13 protein-coding genes are annotated in these 17297 nt (G+C 73.4%); 1 reads left to right on the top strand and 12 read right to left on the bottom strand.

The window, feature by feature from the left end; genetic code table 11:
* Positions 1–10: 10 nt before the first annotated feature.
* From ACWEFL_RS08170 to ACWEFL_RS08120, 11 genes are all read right to left on the bottom strand, one after another.
* Positions 11–973 (bottom strand): ABC transporter ATP-binding protein, encoded by a 963-nt coding sequence (locus tag ACWEFL_RS08170; protein ID WP_451709151.1) that lies wholly within the window; start codon positions 971–973, stop codon positions 11–13.
* Positions 970–3702 carry an FtsX-like permease family protein gene (locus ACWEFL_RS08165; protein ID WP_451709148.1) on the bottom strand — a complete coding sequence of 911 codons (2733 nt, stop codon included), beginning with the start codon at positions 3700–3702 and terminating at the stop codon, positions 970–972. The genes ACWEFL_RS08170 and ACWEFL_RS08165 overlap by 4 nt, the downstream gene beginning before the upstream one ends.
* A gap of 1 nt (position 3703) precedes the next feature.
* A complete protein-coding gene (locus ACWEFL_RS08160; protein WP_451709145.1) occupies positions 3704–7069 on the bottom strand; it encodes an FtsX-like permease family protein in 3366 nt (1121 codons plus the stop codon).
* A 436-nt stretch (positions 7070–7505) separates the two neighbouring features.
* Positions 7506–8291, bottom strand: a complete 786-nt coding sequence (locus tag ACWEFL_RS08155; protein ID WP_451709142.1) for a DUF3159 domain-containing protein — start codon at positions 8289–8291, stop codon at positions 7506–7508.
* Between the two features lie 3 nt (positions 8292–8294).
* Entirely contained in the window at positions 8295–8645 is a 351-nt protein-coding gene (locus tag ACWEFL_RS08150) for an OB-fold nucleic acid binding domain-containing protein (protein ID WP_451709489.1), read from the bottom strand.
* Between the two features lie 180 nt (positions 8646–8825).
* Positions 8826–9515, bottom strand: a complete 690-nt coding sequence (locus ACWEFL_RS08145; protein WP_451709139.1) for a response regulator — start codon at positions 9513–9515, stop codon at positions 8826–8828.
* Positions 9516–9591: 76 nt separating this feature from the next.
* Positions 9592–12135, bottom strand: a complete 2544-nt coding sequence (locus ACWEFL_RS08140) for an ATP-binding protein (protein WP_451709135.1) — start codon at positions 12133–12135, stop codon at positions 9592–9594.
* Between the two features lie 758 nt (positions 12136–12893).
* The gene (locus ACWEFL_RS08135) at positions 12894–13625 is read right to left on the bottom strand and encodes an ABC transporter ATP-binding protein (RefSeq protein WP_451709133.1); all 732 of its coding nucleotides are present in this window, start codon (positions 13623–13625) and stop codon (positions 12894–12896) included.
* 134 nt (positions 13626–13759) lie between these two features.
* Positions 13760–14533, bottom strand: a complete 774-nt coding sequence (locus ACWEFL_RS08130; RefSeq protein ID WP_451709130.1) for a DUF3710 domain-containing protein — start codon at positions 14531–14533, stop codon at positions 13760–13762.
* Between the two features lies 1 nt (position 14534).
* Positions 14535–15086, bottom strand: coding sequence for a dUTP diphosphatase (dut, locus tag ACWEFL_RS08125; protein WP_451709127.1), 552 nt, complete (start codon positions 15084–15086; stop codon positions 14535–14537).
* Positions 15086–15718 carry a PaaI family thioesterase gene (locus ACWEFL_RS08120; RefSeq protein ID WP_451709124.1) on the bottom strand — a complete coding sequence of 211 codons (633 nt, stop codon included), beginning with the start codon at positions 15716–15718 and terminating at the stop codon, positions 15086–15088. The genes dut and ACWEFL_RS08120 overlap by 1 nt, the downstream gene beginning before the upstream one ends.
* A gap of 57 nt (positions 15719–15775) precedes the next feature.
* Here ACWEFL_RS08120 and ACWEFL_RS08115 point away from each other — a divergent pair, with 57 nt between their 5' ends.
* Positions 15776–16252, top strand: coding sequence for a DUF3093 domain-containing protein (locus tag ACWEFL_RS08115; protein WP_451709121.1), 477 nt, complete (start codon positions 15776–15778; stop codon positions 16250–16252).
* Between the two features lie 112 nt (positions 16253–16364).
* Here ACWEFL_RS08115 and ACWEFL_RS08110 read toward each other — a convergent pair whose 3' ends face one another.
* Positions 16365–17297 (bottom strand): hypothetical protein, encoded by a 933-nt coding sequence (locus ACWEFL_RS08110; RefSeq protein WP_451709118.1) that lies wholly within the window; start codon positions 17295–17297, stop codon positions 16365–16367.

The following is a 17297-nucleotide window of genomic DNA, read 5'->3' as shown; positions in this document are numbered from 1 at the left end:
CCGCCGGTCCTCAGCGGTCCGGTGTGTCGTCGGGCCAGACGCCGATGTGGTCCTGCTCCAGCTCCAGCATCACGCGGTCCCGCATGCCCAGCGCCTCCGTGTACTCCGCGGGGAGCTGGAGCCGTCCCGCGCGGTCGAGCATGGCGTACTCGCGGGCGACCACGGATTCCTGGCCCGTGGTGGTGTCGACCTCCGTCCGCCGCAGGATCTCCGTGGAGGTGCGGCCGTCGCGGATGGCGACCGTGCGGCGGACCTCGGAGGCGACGGTCTGATCGTGGGTGACGATCACGATCGTCGTGCCCAGCTCCTCGTTCGCCCGGCGGAACGCCGCGAAGATCTGCTCTCCCGTGTGGGAGTCCAGCTCACCCGTGGGCTCGTCCGCGAGCAGCACGGACGGCTCGTTCGCCAGCGCCACCGCGATCGCCACCCGCTGCTGCTGACCGCCGGACATCTGATGCGGACGGCGGTCCCGGCAGTCCGCGACGTCCAACAGGGCCAGCAGGGACTCCACCCGCCCGGTCCGCCGCGCGCGGGAGCGGAGACCGCCCCCGCCCCGCAGCTGCATCGGCAGGGCCGTGTTCTGCGCGGCCGTCAGATACGGCAGGAGATTGCGGGCCGTCTGCTGCCAGACGAAGCCGACCACCTCGCGCCGGTACCGCAGCCGCTCCTTCGCGCTCATGGCCAGCAGATCGCTGCCCGCCACCTTCGCCGCGCCCGCCGTCGGCTCGTCCAGCCCCGCGAGGATGTTCATCAGGGTCGACTTGCCGCTGCCGGACGCCCCCACCAGGGCCATCAGCTCGCCCTCGCGGACGAGGAGATCGAGCCCCTGAAGAGCCTGCACCTCGACGCCGTCGGCCGAGAAGATCCGTACCAGCCGGTCGCAGGTGATCAGGGCGTCAGCGCCGTAGCGGGGGCCCTCGCGCCGGGCCGCCGCCCGCTGCTCCAGCTCCCCAAGGGTCGCGGACCGCTTCATCGTGTGTCTCCCGCCCTGAGTTCGGTCGTCGAGGTACGCCGGGTGGTCAGCCATGCCTGCGCCGCCGCCACCCCCGCCGCGATCACCACGACGGCGAGCGCGGGCAGCAGCAGGCTGCCGGGGTCGGCGGTCAGCCGCACCGGCACGGGCGAGTCCGGACGCGCCTGCGCCGCCAGGGCCAGCCGGTCCAGTCCCACGCCGGGGGAGAGCAGCCGTATCGTCGCCCAGCCGACCAGTGCGCCGCCCGCCGCTGCCAGCAGCGCGGGCGGCAGACTCTCCAGGATCAGCAGCCGCCGGCCCTGGCGACGGGTCAGCCCCATCGTGCGGAGCCGGGCCAGCAGCGCGGCCCGCTCCGGCGCTGCCTGAAGCAGCGACAGGAGCAGGGCGAGCACCGCGTATCCGGCACCGGTCGCCGTGGCCACCGCGTAGATCCGCTCGGCCCCGCTCTGCACCGGGGACTGGGTGAAACCGTCCCGTTCGGCGGAGCGCAGCCGCACGTCGACCCCGCCGCCGGCGGCACGGGCCGCCGCCGTCAGCTCCGTACCGGAGACGGACGGGCCCGAGACCAGCAGGGTCGTGACGGGAAAACCGCTCGGCAGGCCCGACGCGTCCACGACCACGAACTCGCCGCCGGTCACGGCGGGCGTGGTGTCTCGTACCGCCGTCACCCGTACCGTGAACAGCGCGCTCGTGGGCCCGATCGTGGCCTCCCGGCCGCCCAGCCGCTCCGCCACACCGGGGGAGACGAGCGCGGGCAGCGGCCCGGCGGACCGCTTCCGCAGCTCGTCCGCCCCGAAGCCGCCGAGGCCGGTGCTCCGGGCCAGGCGCGCGTACGCGTCCGGTTCGGCGGCGATCAGGGTGACCCCGGCCAAGCCGCTGCCGCTGTCCCGCAGATCGAAGTCGCGCTCACGGCGCACGGACACCACCTCCCGTACGCCGTCCAGCTTCCCCACCGCGCCGGCGAGGGAGCCCGGCAGCTCCGTCGCCGCCTCCAGCCGGGCGTCCGCGCCCACCGCGAGCAGCGCCGCCCGGTCCCGGGCGTCGGCGATCCCGGCGAGCACCGAGCCGCCGAACGCCGCCGTCGTCAGGGCGAGCAGCAGCGCCAGCAGCGGCAGCGCCGTGGTGGCGGGGGAGCGGCCGGTGCGCGCCAGCGCCAGAAAGCCGACCGCACCTCGCCGCCGGGCCATGGGCAGCGCCGCGATCCTCAGCGGCAGCGGATACAGCCGTACGAGAACGAGCGCGGCGACCATGCCCACCAGTACCGGAGCGGCGCTGACCAGCTCATCGGCCCCCTCCCCGGACGTACCGCGCCGGCGGAGCGCCACCACGGCCGCCACCGCGAGCACCAGCAGCGTCAGTTCGGCCACCGTACGGCGGCGCGACGGCCTGGCCCGTACGACATCGTCGCGCCCCCCGTGCGGCCGGGCCCCGCGGTGCAGGAACGCGGCCCGCAGCGGCAGCCCGGCACAGGCCGTCAGCGCCACCGCCGCCGACGCCAGGAGCGACGGCGTCAGCCGCCCCTCGGGCACCAGGACCAGCGCGAGCCAGCAGCCGAGGGCCGCCGCGGGCACCGCCGGAACCGCGGTCTCCGCGAACAGCCGCCCCGCGATACCGCGCACCGAACCGCCGCGCGCACGCAGCAGGGCCAGTTCGGCGTGTCTGCGTGCGGCGGCCAGCCCGCCCGCCATCAGCAGCACCACGGCCACGACACCGCCCGCGCCGAAGGCGGCCACCCCGACCACCGGGTCGATGGCCGAGACGATGCCTTCGTAGCCGATGAGCACGTCGTCGAGCCCCGATTCGACGTCCAGGGCGGGGGAGACAGCGGCCCGCAGCGCGGCCTGCGCCGGACCGCCCTCCAGGGAGGCGATCGCGGCCCGGACATGCGGCAGATCGTCCACGCGGAGCCCGCCGGAGTCGATCGCGATCCGCCAGTACGCCTCCGCGTCCGTCGCGACCGACAGCAGCGCGGGCCCGGCCTCCGGGGCGAGCAGCAGCGCGCCGTGCCAGTACGGCTGCGGCGCGGGCGGCGCGGGCGTGTAGCGGAGCGTCGGCGTACGCAGGACCGGTTCGACCGACCAGTAGGCGTCCTGCGGGCGGACGGGTTCGACGATGCCCGTGATCTTCACGGCCAGCGGCGTTCCACCGGGACGGGGCACATGGACGGTCGAACCGGGCTCGATGTTCAGGGCGTCGGCGGTGGCCGTCGTGACCGCGCCCTCCACCGAGGCGCTCTCCGCCGTTGCCGCCGTGGCCCGCGGCAGCCGCCCCGAGCGGACGGCGCTGTGCTCGGCGAGCCCCGCCCCCGCGCTCAGTGTGAGAACCGGAGCCCCGCCGTCCAGCTGGGGCATCCAGCGGTCGGTCGACCGTACGGGCGTGGGGGTGCGCACCCCGTACGCGGACTGGCCCGCGTCCGCGCGCAGCGGCTCCGGCAGCGACGCCAGGATCTTCCGGTGCTGCTCCGCCAGCTTCGCCGGACGGAGCGCGGCGGCCCGTTCGGCGGGCTCCGGGCCCCCGAAGTCCGGTGGCACATCGGTCAGCTGGACGCCGCTGCGGTCCGCGGGGGCGACGCTCATCTCATGGCGCAGGCCCGCGCCCTCGTACGCCTCGACTCCGCGCGGGAACGCGGCGGCGAGGAACGAGGAGACCAGCACCAGCGCGAGCGTCGCGAGCGCGGACACGGGGGCGGTCCGCAGCCGGGTGCGGACCCAGGGGGCGACGGCCTTCACTTCACTCGCCTCTCTGCGCGCGCAGCGCCGTCGCCGGATCGCCGCCGCGTCGCAGCGACAGTACGGCCACCACCAGGACCGGCGCGGCGGCGACCGCCGCGAGGAGCAGCGCCACCCGCCCGACGGGCAGTTCCACCAGCACGCCGGGAACGGGCCGGGTGGCCTGGCCGGTGAGCACGATGAGCGGGACGACGGCACGGGTGAGCACCGTGCCCAGGCCCGTGCCGATGAGCAGCGCGAGACCGATGAGCAACGACTGTTCGGCGGCCAGCAGCCGGGCCGCCTGACGACGTGGTGTGCCCAGTGCGCGCAGGACCGCGAACTCGGCCGACCGCTCCCGCAGCGCCCCCACCGCGGCGACGGCGAAGCCGACCGCCGCGAGCAGGGCGGCGACGGCCGCCACCGCGAGCAGCGCCGACTGCGGCCCGGCGCCCAGCGGATCGCCGTGCAGCTCCCTCGCGATCTCGTCCCGCACCCGCACCTGTTCCGGGTCGATCTCGGCCCGCTCCCGCAGCGCGGCCGCGACCCGGCCCGCCTGACCGGGCTCGGTGAACAGCCACCACTCGGAGGGCGCGAACTGCGCGCCGGGACGGTCGGCGAGCACCCGGTTCACGGCCCGCAGATCCAGCAGCAGCGCGCCGCCGTCGAGCGCGGGCTTCCCATCGGCCCCGGCGTCGCCGCTGCCGGGGCCGGTGGTGGGCAGGGCCCGCAGCACGCCCGCGATCCGCACCTTCATCGCGCCGCCCGGCATCGGGACCTCGATCACCGAGCCGACCTTCGCGGCACTGGATTCGAGGAACCGGGGCGTCGCCAGCGCCGCCGGCGCCGGGGCCGCCGTCCGCTGGACGGCGGCCCGGACCGTGACGGTCCGATCCTCGGTCCAGGAGTTCTCCAGCATGGCCCTGCCCGTGTGGTACGAGACATCCAGCGGCGTCCGCGCCGATGTCTCGCCGGCGGTGGCGGCGGGCAGGGCCTCGCGCCGGTCGCCGGGCACGGGCTCGACGCTCGCCGTGGCCTTCGCCCGCCACGCCAGCCCCGGTGGCACGGCGACAGCGCGGGAGACGCCGTCCGCGCCGACCGCTCGCATCCCGCCGATCGTGAACCGCTTGGACGCGATCCGGTCGGGATAGCCCCACTCGTCGAACTCGACCGCGGTCAGTGCCAGCGGACCGGCGGGCCTTCCCACCGGGGCGTCGGCCGCCTTCGCCAGATCGGCGGTCACCGCGTGCGGCTTCCCGTCCGCGCGCACGGTGCCCAGCCCGATCCGGTACGGCACCCCGTACCGGTCCTCGACGGTGGCCGTGACGCTCACGCCCTCCATACCCCGCTCACGGGCGGCGGGCCCGGACGAGCCGTAGGGGCCCTCGTCCGCACCGTGCACGGTGACGTCGAGGACGAGCCGGGCGGTGCCCTCGGGCAGCGTCACCCCCGCCTCCGCGGACCGCGGGGCCGCGGAGGCGGCGTTCAGCTGCCGCCGGGCGGCGGCGTCCGCCAGGTCGTCCCGCAGCCGCAGCCTCGGGCCGGCGACCCCCGTGTCGAGCGCCAGCAGCGTGGCCTGTCGTCCGCCCGAGAGCCCGAGACCGGTCCGGGCGGCCGGTGCGGCGGCCGTGACGCCCGGCATCCCGTCGTACACCCCGCCCTGCCCGAACTGGACGAGCCCGCCGCCCAGCACCCGTACCGGCGCACCGGACCGGAAGTCCGCCTGATCGTCCTGGGAGCGGTCCCACGAAGCGCCCTGCCCGATCGCCAGCATCCCCATCGCCACGGCGAGCACTAGCAGCAGCACCGGGCCCGCGCCCCGCAGCGGCCTCCGGCTGAACTGCCAGCCCGCGAGCGGAGCCGTCAGCCCGCGCCCGCGGGCCGCGCGCCGTTCGGCGAGCCTCGCGGCCGGGGGCAGCAGCCGGAGCGCGAGGACGGTACCCGCGAGCAGTGCCAGCGCGGGCGCCACCACGAGCAGTGGATCGATGCCGAGCCGCCCCTCCCGGTCGCCGGTGAGGGCCCCGCTGCCGGACGTGCGCCGGTCCAGCTGCCAGTAGGCGACCGCGGCGACCACCACCAGTGCGATATCGGCCCCGGCGCGCAGCGGCGCGGGCAGTGCGCGCGGCCGTCCGCGCGCCGTGCGGGCCGCGGTCAGCGCCGGGGCCGCCACGGCCACAGCGCACGCCAGCGCCACCGCCACGCCGACCAGCCAGACCTGCGCGGTCGCCCCGCCCTCGACCCGCAGCCCGATCCCGGCCAGCGGCCCCTGTCCGGCCAGCAGCCCGGTGAGCGGCCCCGCGAGCAGCGGCGCGCAGACGGCCGCGGGGAGCGCGAGCAGCAGCGCCTCCAGCGCGGCGAGCCCGGCGAGACGTCTCCGGGACGCGCCGCGTGCCAGCAGCACGCGGGTCTCGCTCTCGCGCTCCGTGCTCAGCAGGCGCGCCACCAGCAGCAGCGCGTAGGCGGCGAGCAGCACCAATTGCAGGGAGACGATCAGCAGGGTCGCCCGCGCCACCAGCAGCGCCCGCTCCAGCCGGTCGAGCGCGTCGGGCAGCGTGGTCTTGGCGACGGTTCCGCGCTTCAGCTCGGGTTCGGCGCTCAGGAACTTCTGGCTCTGCCGTGACGCCGAGCGCAGCGCGTCGAGCCGCTCCGTGCGGAGCGTGCCGAAGTCGGCGGTGGCCAGCCAGGACAGTCCGGCCCGCGGGATCCGGCCCGAGCCGAAGGCCGCCGCGTCGGTGAGCAGCGGACCGTACGTGGTGAACACGTCCTTGCGTACCCCGCGCCCGCCCAGCTCGTCCAGCTGCCAGTAGGGATCGTTCCGGTCGGCCGGGCGGTAGACGCCGGTGACGCGGATCCGCACGGGCGGACCGCCCAGCCTGCTGCCGAGGGTCATGATCCGCGGCCCCGGCGCGAGCTTCAGCTGCGCGGCCGCCGCCTCGGGCAGGGCGACCTCGATGACGTCCTCGCCGCCCGCCGCCGGCCAGCTCCCGGCCGACAGCCGGACCCGTGTGCGGTCGAGGACGGCCAGGGTGGTGAGATCCGGATCGCCCTTGCGGGCCGTGGGCGGCTGGAGGGATCGCGGCAGGGCGTACGGCACCGAGCGGTCGAACGGCCGCAGCGTCACCGGCAGCCCGTCGAAGGACCGCTGCGCCCCGCGCCGGGCCGCCTCGGTGGCCGCGGTGCCGTCCTCGCCGGTGTGCTCGGAGGTGATGATCAGTGACGCCGCGGCCGCGTCCCTGGTCCGCAGCGCGTGGCGCAGCCCCGCGTCCCCGACCGAGCCGGCGAAGGCGGCGAGCGTGGCCAGGACGGCCGTCGTCAGCAGGATGGCGAGCAGTGCGGCGGCGAGGAGCAGCCGGTGCCCCCGCGCACGGTGAAACAGAAACGCCGTCACCGTCTCCCCCTTGATGGCCCCTGGCGGCCCTGAGCGGGCACTCTCCGAAAGCCCTTCCGGCCCGGATGCTTTCAGAGGCCATGGTCGGGAGAAACGATCTCACGGATGACTTGATACGATCGTGACCGGATTCCGGTACAAGAGCACCGGAATCCGGCATGGTCGCGGCGTACGCGGGAGCCGCGACGGCGCGGTACACGCGGGAGCCGGTACGAGGGACGGCGGCGGCCGGAGCGCAGGCCCATCAGGAGAACGCCGCCACCTCAGCCGCCGCATCAGGGGAGCCGCGCGCCATTCGGACACGGCGAGGAGACGGGAACGGCGGGAAGGCGGGAACGGCCAGGGGGTGCGGGAACGGCCAGGGGGTGCGCGGAGCGCCACCGCCGGCCGATCAGGGGAAGGAACCGCCGCGGTACCGCGGCGGTTCGGCGAGAAGCTACGCCTCGCTCCGCCGGGCCGCCGCCTTGCGCTCCTTCTCGGCCCGCTCCTCCGCCTCCATCTCGGCGAATACGTCGATCGGCGGCGGAGCCTTCGCCAGGAAGACCCATGTCAGATACACCGCCAGCAGGAACGGCGGGATCTTCAGCGCGACCAGGACCCAGCCCAACTGGGTCGTATCGGCCCACCAGTACAGAGGGAAGAGGATCGCGCACTTGCCGAGCAGGATCAGGCCCCACGCCCAGCTCGCCTTCGCGTACGCCTTCTTGCGGCCGGGGTTCCGGGTCCGCCAGGAGAGGTTCTCCTTGAAGACCGGGCCGAGGATCAGACCGATCAGCGGGACGCCCGCGAGCGTCGTGACGATGTACGCCAGGGCCAGGCCGAGCGTGTACAGCATTCCCGGCAGATAGAAGTCCTTCGCATTGCCGGTCATCATCGCGAAGACGACGCCGAAAGCGACCCCGAAGACGCCGCTGAACGCGTGCTTCGGGGTGTCCCGCAGGACCAGGCGGACCGCGACGAGCAGCAGGGAGACCGCGAGGGCGGCGATGGCCGCCGCGTGCAGATTCTTGTTGATCGTGAAGATCGTGACGAACAGCAGTCCGGGCACGACCGTCTCCACCATGCCGCGCACGCCGCCGAACGCTTCGAACAGCGCCGCCTCCGTGACCGCCTTGGCGTCGGCGCTGTTCTGCCGCGGGGCCTGCGGGTTCTGCGGGTCCTGCTGATACTGCGGGTCCTGCGGCGTGCTGGGGGTGGTGGTCGGCTTGTCGACAGACGTCACCGGCTACTCCTGTCCGAGCGGTCGGAGTTCGTATTTGGGGTTGAACAACACCCGGCGGCCGTGGCTCATGGAGATACGCCCCGAGGCTATGAGCCTGCGGCCCGGTTCGATGCCCACGATGGAACGGCGGCCGAGCCAGACGACGTCCAGCGGCGCCGTGCCGTCGAACAGCTCCGCCTCCAGCGCGGGAACCCCCGCCCTCGGACGCAGGGTGACCGTGCGCAAGGTACCAGTGACACGGACTATCTGGCGGTCACCGCACTCGGCGATGCGGGTACACCCGGACAGCTCCGCGTCCTCCCGCAGCTCCTCCGACTCCTGGTCCTGCCGCGAGCTGGACAAGCGGTCGAGCATGCGACGGAACCGGCCGGAAGGCTTCTCCGCCTTGCCGGCCTGCCCGGAACCGGAACCCTCTCCGGAATGGGGTGCACTCATAACGCAAGCGTACCGGCCACCGCCGACAGCGGATCCGAGCCCGGACAAGGGTTCGGGCAGGCCCCCGGCACCGGGTTCCCGCCGGGGCGCGGGCACGGCTCAGGACCGCTCGAAGCGGTAGCCCATGCCGGGCTCGGTGACGAAGTGCTTGGGGTGCGAGGGATCGGCCTCCAGCTTGCGCCGCAGCTGTGCCATGTAGACCCGCAGATAGTTGGTCTCGGTGCCGTACGAGGGGCCCCAGACCTCCTGGAGAAGCTGTTTCTGGCTCACCAGCCGGCCCGTGTTCCGCACGAGGACCTCCAGCAGATGCCACTCCGTCGGGGTCAGCCGGACATCCCGCCCGTCCCGGTGCACCTTCTTCGCCGCGAGATCGACGGTGAAGCCGTCCGTCTCCACGATCACCACATCGTCGTCACCGCCGCCGACCGGCTCGGCCCGGCGGACGGCGGCCCGCAGCCTGGCCAGCAGCTCGTCCATGCCGAAGGGCTTGGTCACGTAGTCGTCGGCCCCCGCGTCCAGCGCCTCCACCTTCTCGTCGGAGGTGTGGCGGGCCGAGAGCACGAGGATCGGCACACGGGTCCAGCCCCGGAGCCCCTTGATCACGTCCACGCCGTCCATATCGGGCAGACCGAGGTCGAGAACGACCACGTCGGGGTGCCGGGCCGCCGCCAGCTGGAGCGCGGTCGCGCCGTCGGGGGCCGCGTCCACCTCGTACTTCCGCGCCTTCAGATTGATCACGAGGGCCCGTACGATCTGCGGCTCGTCGTCGACCACCAGCACCCGGGTCATTGCGGGCCCGCCTTTCTGCACTTCTGTCCGTTCTGCACTTCGCTCCGCGTGGTCGAGTCGTACCGTGTGGCCGAGGTCATGAGGTGACCTCGGCGGGAAGGCCGGGCGCGACCTGATCGTCCTTGGCGGCCGCCTGGAGCGTGAGGACCATGGTCATTCCCCCGCCTGGGGTGTCCTCGGCGGAGAGAGTGCCGCCCATCGCTTCGACGAAACCGCGGGCGACCGCGAGACCGAGGCCGACGCCGGCACCGCGCGGAGCGTCACCGTAACGCTGAAACGGCTCGAATATACGTTCCTTCTCATCGTCGGGGACACCGGGTCCGCGGTCGGCGACCCGTACCTCCACCCGATTGCCGAGAGCGCTCGCGGCCACGGTGACCGGTGTGGCGTCCGGGCTGTACTTGACGGCGTTCTCGACGATGTTGGCGACGGCCCGCTCCAGCAGCCCCCGGTCGACGGCGACCATCGGCAGCGTCTCGGGGATGTCCAGCTCGACGCTCTCGACGGGTACGGCGACGAGCGCCATGGGCACCACCTCGTCGAGATCGGTCACCCGGATGAGCGGGGTGACGGTGCCGGTCTGGAGGCGCGACATGTCCAGCAGATTGCCGACGAGGTGGTCCAGCCGGTCGGCGCCGTCCTCGATCCCCGCGAGCAGCTCCGCCTCGTCCTCCTCCGACCAGGCCACGTCGTCCGACCTGAGCGAGGTGACCGCGGCCTTGATGGCGGCCAGCGGCGTCCGCAGATCGTGGCTGACCGCGGCGAGCAGGGCGGTGCGGATACGGTTGCCCTCGGCCATCCTGCGAGCCTCCTCGGCCTCCCCGACCAGCCGCTGGCGGTCCAGTACGACGGCCGCCTGGGCGGCGAACGCGGCCAGCACCCGGCGGTCCTCGGCGGGCAGCACCCGGCCCGAGAGCGCCAGAGCCATATCGTCGCCGACGGGCATGTCCACATCGGCGTCCTCGGGCCGTACGACCGATCTGGGGCCCACACAGCCCGCGGTGGTCCACGGCTCGACGTCGCTCTTCCGCTCCAGCAGCGCCACCGACTCCATGGCGAACGTCTCCCGGACCCGCTCCAGCAGGGCGTCCAGCGTCGTCTCGCCGCGCAGCACGCTGCCCGCCAGGAACGACAGGATCTCCGACTCCGCGCGCAGCCGGGCCGCCTGATGCGTACGGCGGGCCGCCAGATCCACCACGGACGCCACCGCCACCGCCACCGCGAAGAAGATCACTATGGCGACGATGTTCTTCGGGTCGTACACCGTGAGGGTGTGCACGGGCGGCGTGAAGTAGTAGTTCAGCAGCAAGGAACCCACCGCGGCCGAAGCGAGCGCGGGCAGCAGCCCGCCGAGCAGCGCGGCCATCACCGTGGCGAAGAGGAACAGCAGTACGTCATTGGCGAGACCCAGCGAGTCGTCGAGTGCGTTGAGCAGCAGGGACAGCAGAACCGGCGCGGCGACGCCCACGAGCCAGCCCGCGATGATCCGCGAGCGCCCCAGGCGCGCGCCGCGCGCCACCGGAAGCCCCCGGCCCTTGCCGGCCTCGTCGTGCGTGACGATGTGGACGTCGAGATCGGGCCCCGAGTCCCGTGCGACGGTCGCGCCGACGCCGGGGCCGAAAATGTACTGCCACGCCTTGCGGCGGCTTGATCCGAGCACGATCTGGGTGCCGTTGACGCCCCGTGCGAACTCCAGCAGCGAGGCGGGGATGTCGTCCCCTATGACGTGGTGGAACGTCCCGCCGAGGTCCTCCACGAGCGTCCGCTGCACGGCCAGCTCCTTGGGTGACGCCGAGGTCAGCCCGTCGCTGCGGGCGATGTAGACCGCGAGGATCTCGCTGCCCGACCCCTTCGCGGCCATCCTGGCGGCCCGGCGGATCAGGGTGCGGCCCTCGGGACCGCCCGTCAGTCCGACGACGATCCGCTCGCGGGCCTGCCAGGTGGAGCGGATGTTGTGCTCGCCCCGGTACTGCTGGAGATACTCGTCGACCCGGTCCGCCACCCACAGCAGCGCCAGCTCGCGCAGAGCGGTCAGATTCCCCGGACGGAAGTAGTTGGAGAGGGCCGCGTCGACCTTGTCCGGCTTGTAGATGTTGCCGTGGGCCATCCGGCGGCGCAGCGCCTGGGGCGACATGTCGACCAGTTCGAGCTGATCCGCTCTGCGGACGACCTCGTCGGGGACGGTCTCCCGCTGGCGTACCCCGGTGATCGACTCGACGACGTCGCCCAGCGATTCGAGATGCTGGATGTTCACCGTCGATATGACATCGATTCCCACGGCGAGGAGTTCCTCGACGTCCTGCCACCGCTTGGCGTTGCGCGAACCCGGAACATTGGTGTGCGCGAGTTCGTCCACCAGGGCGACGGTCGGCCGCCGCTCCAGCACGGCGTCCACGTCCATCTCGGTGAACACACCGCCCCGGTACTCCAGCTCACGGCGCTGGATCTGCTCCAGTCCGTGCAGCATGACCTCCGTACGCGGCCGGTCGTGGTGCTCCACGAAGGCCACGACACAGTCCGTGCCACGCTCCACCCGGCGGTGCGCCTCGGACAGCATGGAGTACGTCTTGCCCACGCCGGGTGCCGCGCCGAGGTAGATCCGTAGCTTGCCGCGTCCCATGGCCTCATTGTCTTTCAGGTACAGCCGTTTACGCTCCGAGCGACGATACGGCGAGGGAATCGGGCAAATGGGGCGCGGGGTGGGAGGGGGCGACGTAATTGACGCGATTCTGATGCGGGGCCCTTGGGCGGGCGGCACTTCCAGGTCTGCGCTGCCCTGCCCTTGGCGGGCGGCCTTCCCGCGCTTGCCGTTGGCGGATGGCCTCCCGTGCCTGCGGTCGCCCTGAGCGGGCGGCTTCTCGCGCCTGCCTTTGCCCGGCTGCTCGCTCCTGCCGGGGCGCCCGGACCCTGCCGCCCATGCCGTCGGCGGGCGGCCCCCGCCCTGGCTCCGTGCCCGGCTCCTGTCAGGGCACCGGCCCGGACGCCTAGTGCTGCGGCCGGAGGGGTTTGCCGTGGGCGCGCGGCGTCCGGTGCGGTGCGGCGCGAGGCGGAGGTCCGCGGCTTGTACTCGCCGTACTCTCGCGGTCCGGCAACGCGGCGTGGGGGTACCTCCCCGGGCCGCAGGGCCCGGCATGGGGGTACCTCCCCGGGCCGCAGGGCGCAGGGAGAGTGCAGGGCGTCGCTGGCCGGTGAACGTCTCCGATCACAGCACGAGCGCCTCCGGGCGGGCCGAGGGACATCGCCCCGGACCGCGTGCCTCACCGTCCGGGGAGCCGGGGCGTTGAAGTCCGCGACGCGTTGAGGGCGGGCGGGGCGGTGGTGATCGGCCCCAGGTGGATGCGCGGGGCGTTCGACCAGGCGCACCGGCCCGGCACGGGATCAGGCCGTGGTGATCTCGCCGTCGGCCAGTTCCAGGACGCGGTCCGCCAGGCCCAGGAGCTGGGGGTCGTGCGTGGCGACCAGGGCCGTGACGTTCTCCGCGCGGACCACCGCGCGCAGCAGCTCCATCACGGAGAGGCCCGTCTCCGCGTCGAGCTGGCCCGTGGGCTCGTCGGCGATCAGGAGGGACGGGCGGTTGGCCAGCGCGCGGGCGACGGCGACACGCTGCTGCTGGCCGCCGGAGAGCTCGCCGGGACGCTGCGCCGCGTGATCCGCGAGGCCCACCAGCGCGAGCAGCAGTGCGACGCGTTCCTCGCGCTCGCGGGGCGCGGTCCTGCGGAGCCGCAGCGGGACGCCCACGTTCTCCGCCGCCGAGAGGATCGGGATCAGGCCGAAGGACTGGAAGACGAAGCCGATCCGGTCCCGGCGCAGCTCCAGCAGGCCGTTCTCGCCGAGCCCCGCCAGATCCGTGCCGTCGACGGTGATCCGCCCCTCGTCGGGGGTGTCGAGCCCGCCCACGAGATTCAGCAGCGTCGTCTTGCCCGATCCGGACCGGCCCTTGAGTGCGACCAGTTCCCCGCGCGGCACCTCGAAGGAGACCCCGCGCAGGGCGTGGACCGCCCCCGCGCCGGAGCCGTAGGTGCGGTGCAGGTTCTCCACCCGCACCATCGGTCCCGGCACCGGTCCGTCGGCGACGGCTGCCCCGGTGCTCGTACCGGCACGCTCGGTCATGAACCCCCCTCGTACAGAAGTACGTACAGAAGCGTGTACGCATGCCCCCGCACAGTAAGGGGAAACGGCGATGGGCCGCACTCCCCCCGAGCGGGGAAGCGCAGCCCACCCGGAACTCGGGGCCGAGCCCGCGGTCAGCGCACCTCGGTGATCTCGGGGCCGCGCTGGAGCTGCCCCATACTGCCGGAGAAGCGGGAACTCTCCTGCTCGTCCTGCTGCACGGCCTCGGGCACCATCTGCGCGTCCTCCGGAAGCTTGAGGACGATCGGATCGCGGGGCGCCATCGGACCGTCGCCGCGCACGATGACCGTGTCCCGGAAGATCTGCTCCAGGACCCCCGCCGCCTCGGGCTGCACCGCGCCCTGGCCGGAGATCACTCCGCGCAGGAACCAGCGCGGCCCGTCCACGCCGATGAAGCGCACGAGCTGCACGCCACCGGTGCCGTCGGGCAGCTGTACGGGCACCTGGGCCCGGAGCTCCCAGCCGAGCGGGCCCTCGACCTCGTCGATGACGCCGCCCTGCTGGGTGATGCCGGTGGCGATCTCCTCGCGGACCTCGCCCCAGATGCCCTCCTTCTTGGGCGCGGCGAACGCCTGGAGCTGTACGGCGCTGTCGCGCAGCACGACCGTCGCGGCGACGATGGCGTCACCCGCGACCTCGACCCGCAGTTCCATGCCCTCGACACCGGGCACGAAGAGACCGCCGAGATCGACCCTGCCCTCGGAGGGCTGGGACACCTCGGAGACGTCCCAGGGGCCGTCGGGCCGGGGCGCCGGAGGAAGGTTCACCCGGCGCGGGCCGCCCTCTTCCTCCTCGCTCTCGTCATCGAGTTCGTCGACGACCTGCTCGGCCTCGCCCGCTGCGTCCGCGTCCTCCGCGGAACCACTCTTCTTGCGACGTCCGAACACGTCACTGTCCTTCCCGGTCGGATACGACGGAAGCGTATCGATTCCCACACGTTGAATCATCCGTTGAGCCGTCCACCGCGGCATGACCGCCGGTGGACCCGAAGCCCCCCTCGGCCCGCGCCGAGCCGGGAAGCTCCGCCACCTCGTGGAAGCGCACCTTCTCGACCTGCTGGACGACCAGTTGGGCAATGCGGTCGAACCGCTCGAACCGCACGCTCTCGCGCGGGTCGAGGTTGACCACGATCACCTTGATCTCCCCACGGTACCCGGCATCGATCGTCCCCGGGGCATTGACGAAGGCTACTCCGCAGCGGGCCGCGAGTCCCGAGCGCGGATGCACGAACGCGGCGTATCCGTCGGGGAGCGCGATGGAGATCCCGGTGGGCAGGACGGCCCGCTCTCCGGGCGCCAGTTCCGCGGCCTCACAGGTGACCAGATCGGCTCCCGCGTCCCCCGGATGCGCGTACGCGGGCAGCGGCGCCTCGGGGTCGACACGGCGGATCAGCACGTCGACCGGGCTGCCGGAACCGAGCGGGCTGGGCGTCAGGGACATCAGGGATTCACCTCGAAGGCGCGTACGCGCCGGATCTCGTCGGGATCGGCCATGGTCGCCCGGATCTCCTCCGGCCGGCCGTTGTCGATGAAGTGATCGACCTTGACCTCGATGAAGAGAGCGTTGGCGCGGACGGCGACAGGGCCGCCGGGGCCGCCGATGCGGCCCACGGCGCCGCAGTAGATCTTCCGCCCCGCGACGGCGTCGACCTCGGCTTCGAGGAACAGCACCGTGCCCACGGGAACCGGGCGTACGAAATCGGTCTCCAGCCGGCCGGTGACCGCGATCGTGCGCAGCAGCCAGTTCAGGGAGCCCAGCGTCTCGTCCAGCGCCGTGGCCAGCACCCCGCCGTGCGCGAGGCCCGGAGCGCCCTGGTGGGCGGGCTTCACGGTGAATTCGGCGGTGATACTGACGCCGTCACCGGCCCGCGCCTGCAGCTGCAGTCCATGGGGCTGGTTCTCGCCACAGCCGAAGCAGTGCTCATAGTGCGCACCGAGCAGTTCACCGGGGGCCGGGGCGTCGGGGTGGCGCACCGGGCGTACGGCGTCGGGCGGAGGTATCAGGGCCGAGGCCCTGGGGGCCCGCGAACCGGGGTGCGTGGGGTCTGTCCCCCGGGGATTGGCTGTGCTCACAGGCGCAGACCTTACCCGCGCCGGTACCCCGCGACCGCACCGTGCCAAGCTTGACGCATGCAGCCTTCCGCCCAGCGCCCGGACGCCCCGCGCCATGATGCCCCGCGTTACGAAGAACGTCTGACCGCTCCTCCCCTGTGGTGGGCCGTCACAGCCGTCGCGGGGATCGCGGGCGGGCTGGTCACGCTGCCGCTGGGCGTGCTGCCGATGCTCGCCGGGCTGATCGTCGTCGCCGCCGTGTCGGGGGCCCTGGTCAGCTCGTACGGCTCCGCCCGCATCCGCGTGGTCGCGGGCTCGCTGGTCGTCGGCGACGCCCGCATTCCGCTGTCGGCGCTCGGAGAGCCCGAGACGCTGGACGCGGAGGAGGCGCGCGCCTGGCGCTCGTACAAGGCCGACCCGCGGGCCTTCATGCTGCTGCGCGCCTACGTCCCCACGGCGGTCAGGGTCGAGATCACGGATCCGGCCGACCCCACGCCGTATGTCTACCTGTCGACCCGGAACCCGAAGGCCCTGGCCGCCGCGCTGGCGGGCTGAGGGCAGGGAACGCGGGGGAGTGCGGGCACGCGGGGGATTGCGGGCACGGGGGAACGCGGCCCGTGCGGCGGAGGGGCGAGACGTGCCATGAGCGCCGTGAGCGCGGGGGAGGTCAGTGCTCCAGCTCGCGCGGCTGGTAGCCGGTCTCCAGTGGATGCCTGGGCTGCTCCAGAGGCGGGAGCGGGGCCAGCGCGTCCCACGGAACCTGCCTCGCGCGCAGATCCTTGCGGATGCGCTGCGCGAGCTGCCGGGTGTCCCGGCGGTTGATGACCGCTCCGACGGCCGCGCCGACCATGAACGGCAGCAGATTCGGCAGATTGCGGATCATGCGCTTCATGATCTGCTGGCGCAGCTCACGCTTCAGGCCGCCGCTGAGCGCGGCGTTCTTGTACGTCGACGGCTTGGTGACGTCGATGCCGCGCTCTTCCGACCAGGCGGTCAGATAGACGGTGCTGCGCTCCTTGAGGCTGCCCGGCGGCCGGAGGCCGTAGACCTCGTACAACTCGGCGATGAGCTTCAGCTCTATCGCCGCGACGCTCGTGATCTCCGTCGCCAGCTCCGTCGGCATCGCCGGCGGGATGGGCAGCATCGCCGCGGCGCCGATGCCGGCGCCCACCGTGGCGGTGGCGTTGGCGGCGCCCGCGACCAGCTTGTCGGCAAGCTGCTCGGGGCTGAGGCCGGGGAACTGTCTGCGCAGACTCGTGAGATCGCGCACCGGCACACGCGGCGCGGTCTCGATGATCCGGTCGGCGAGGTAGCCGATGGCGGCCCTGGCGCTCTCCCCGCTCTTGCGGACGCCCTGGCGCACCATTGCCAGCCGGCGGGCCGTTGCCGAGGCCCCGGTCCGGTCCTCCCCCTCGCGGGGGAGGGCTTCGAGTGGGGCCGGCAGGCCCCGCCCGTCGGCTCCCACGCCATGGGGCAGGAGGGCGGCCGAACGCTCGTCGGAGGGCCTGGAGCCATCCGACGGTCCCGGACCGCCCTGATACGTCTCCGGCGGCTTCTGACGCCGGAGACGTCGCTTCCTGGACGGTGTCTCGCCTGCCAC

This window comes from Streptomyces sp. NPDC004838, from assembly GCF_053600955.1.
This window is presented reverse-complemented; position numbering and strand designations above follow the sequence as displayed.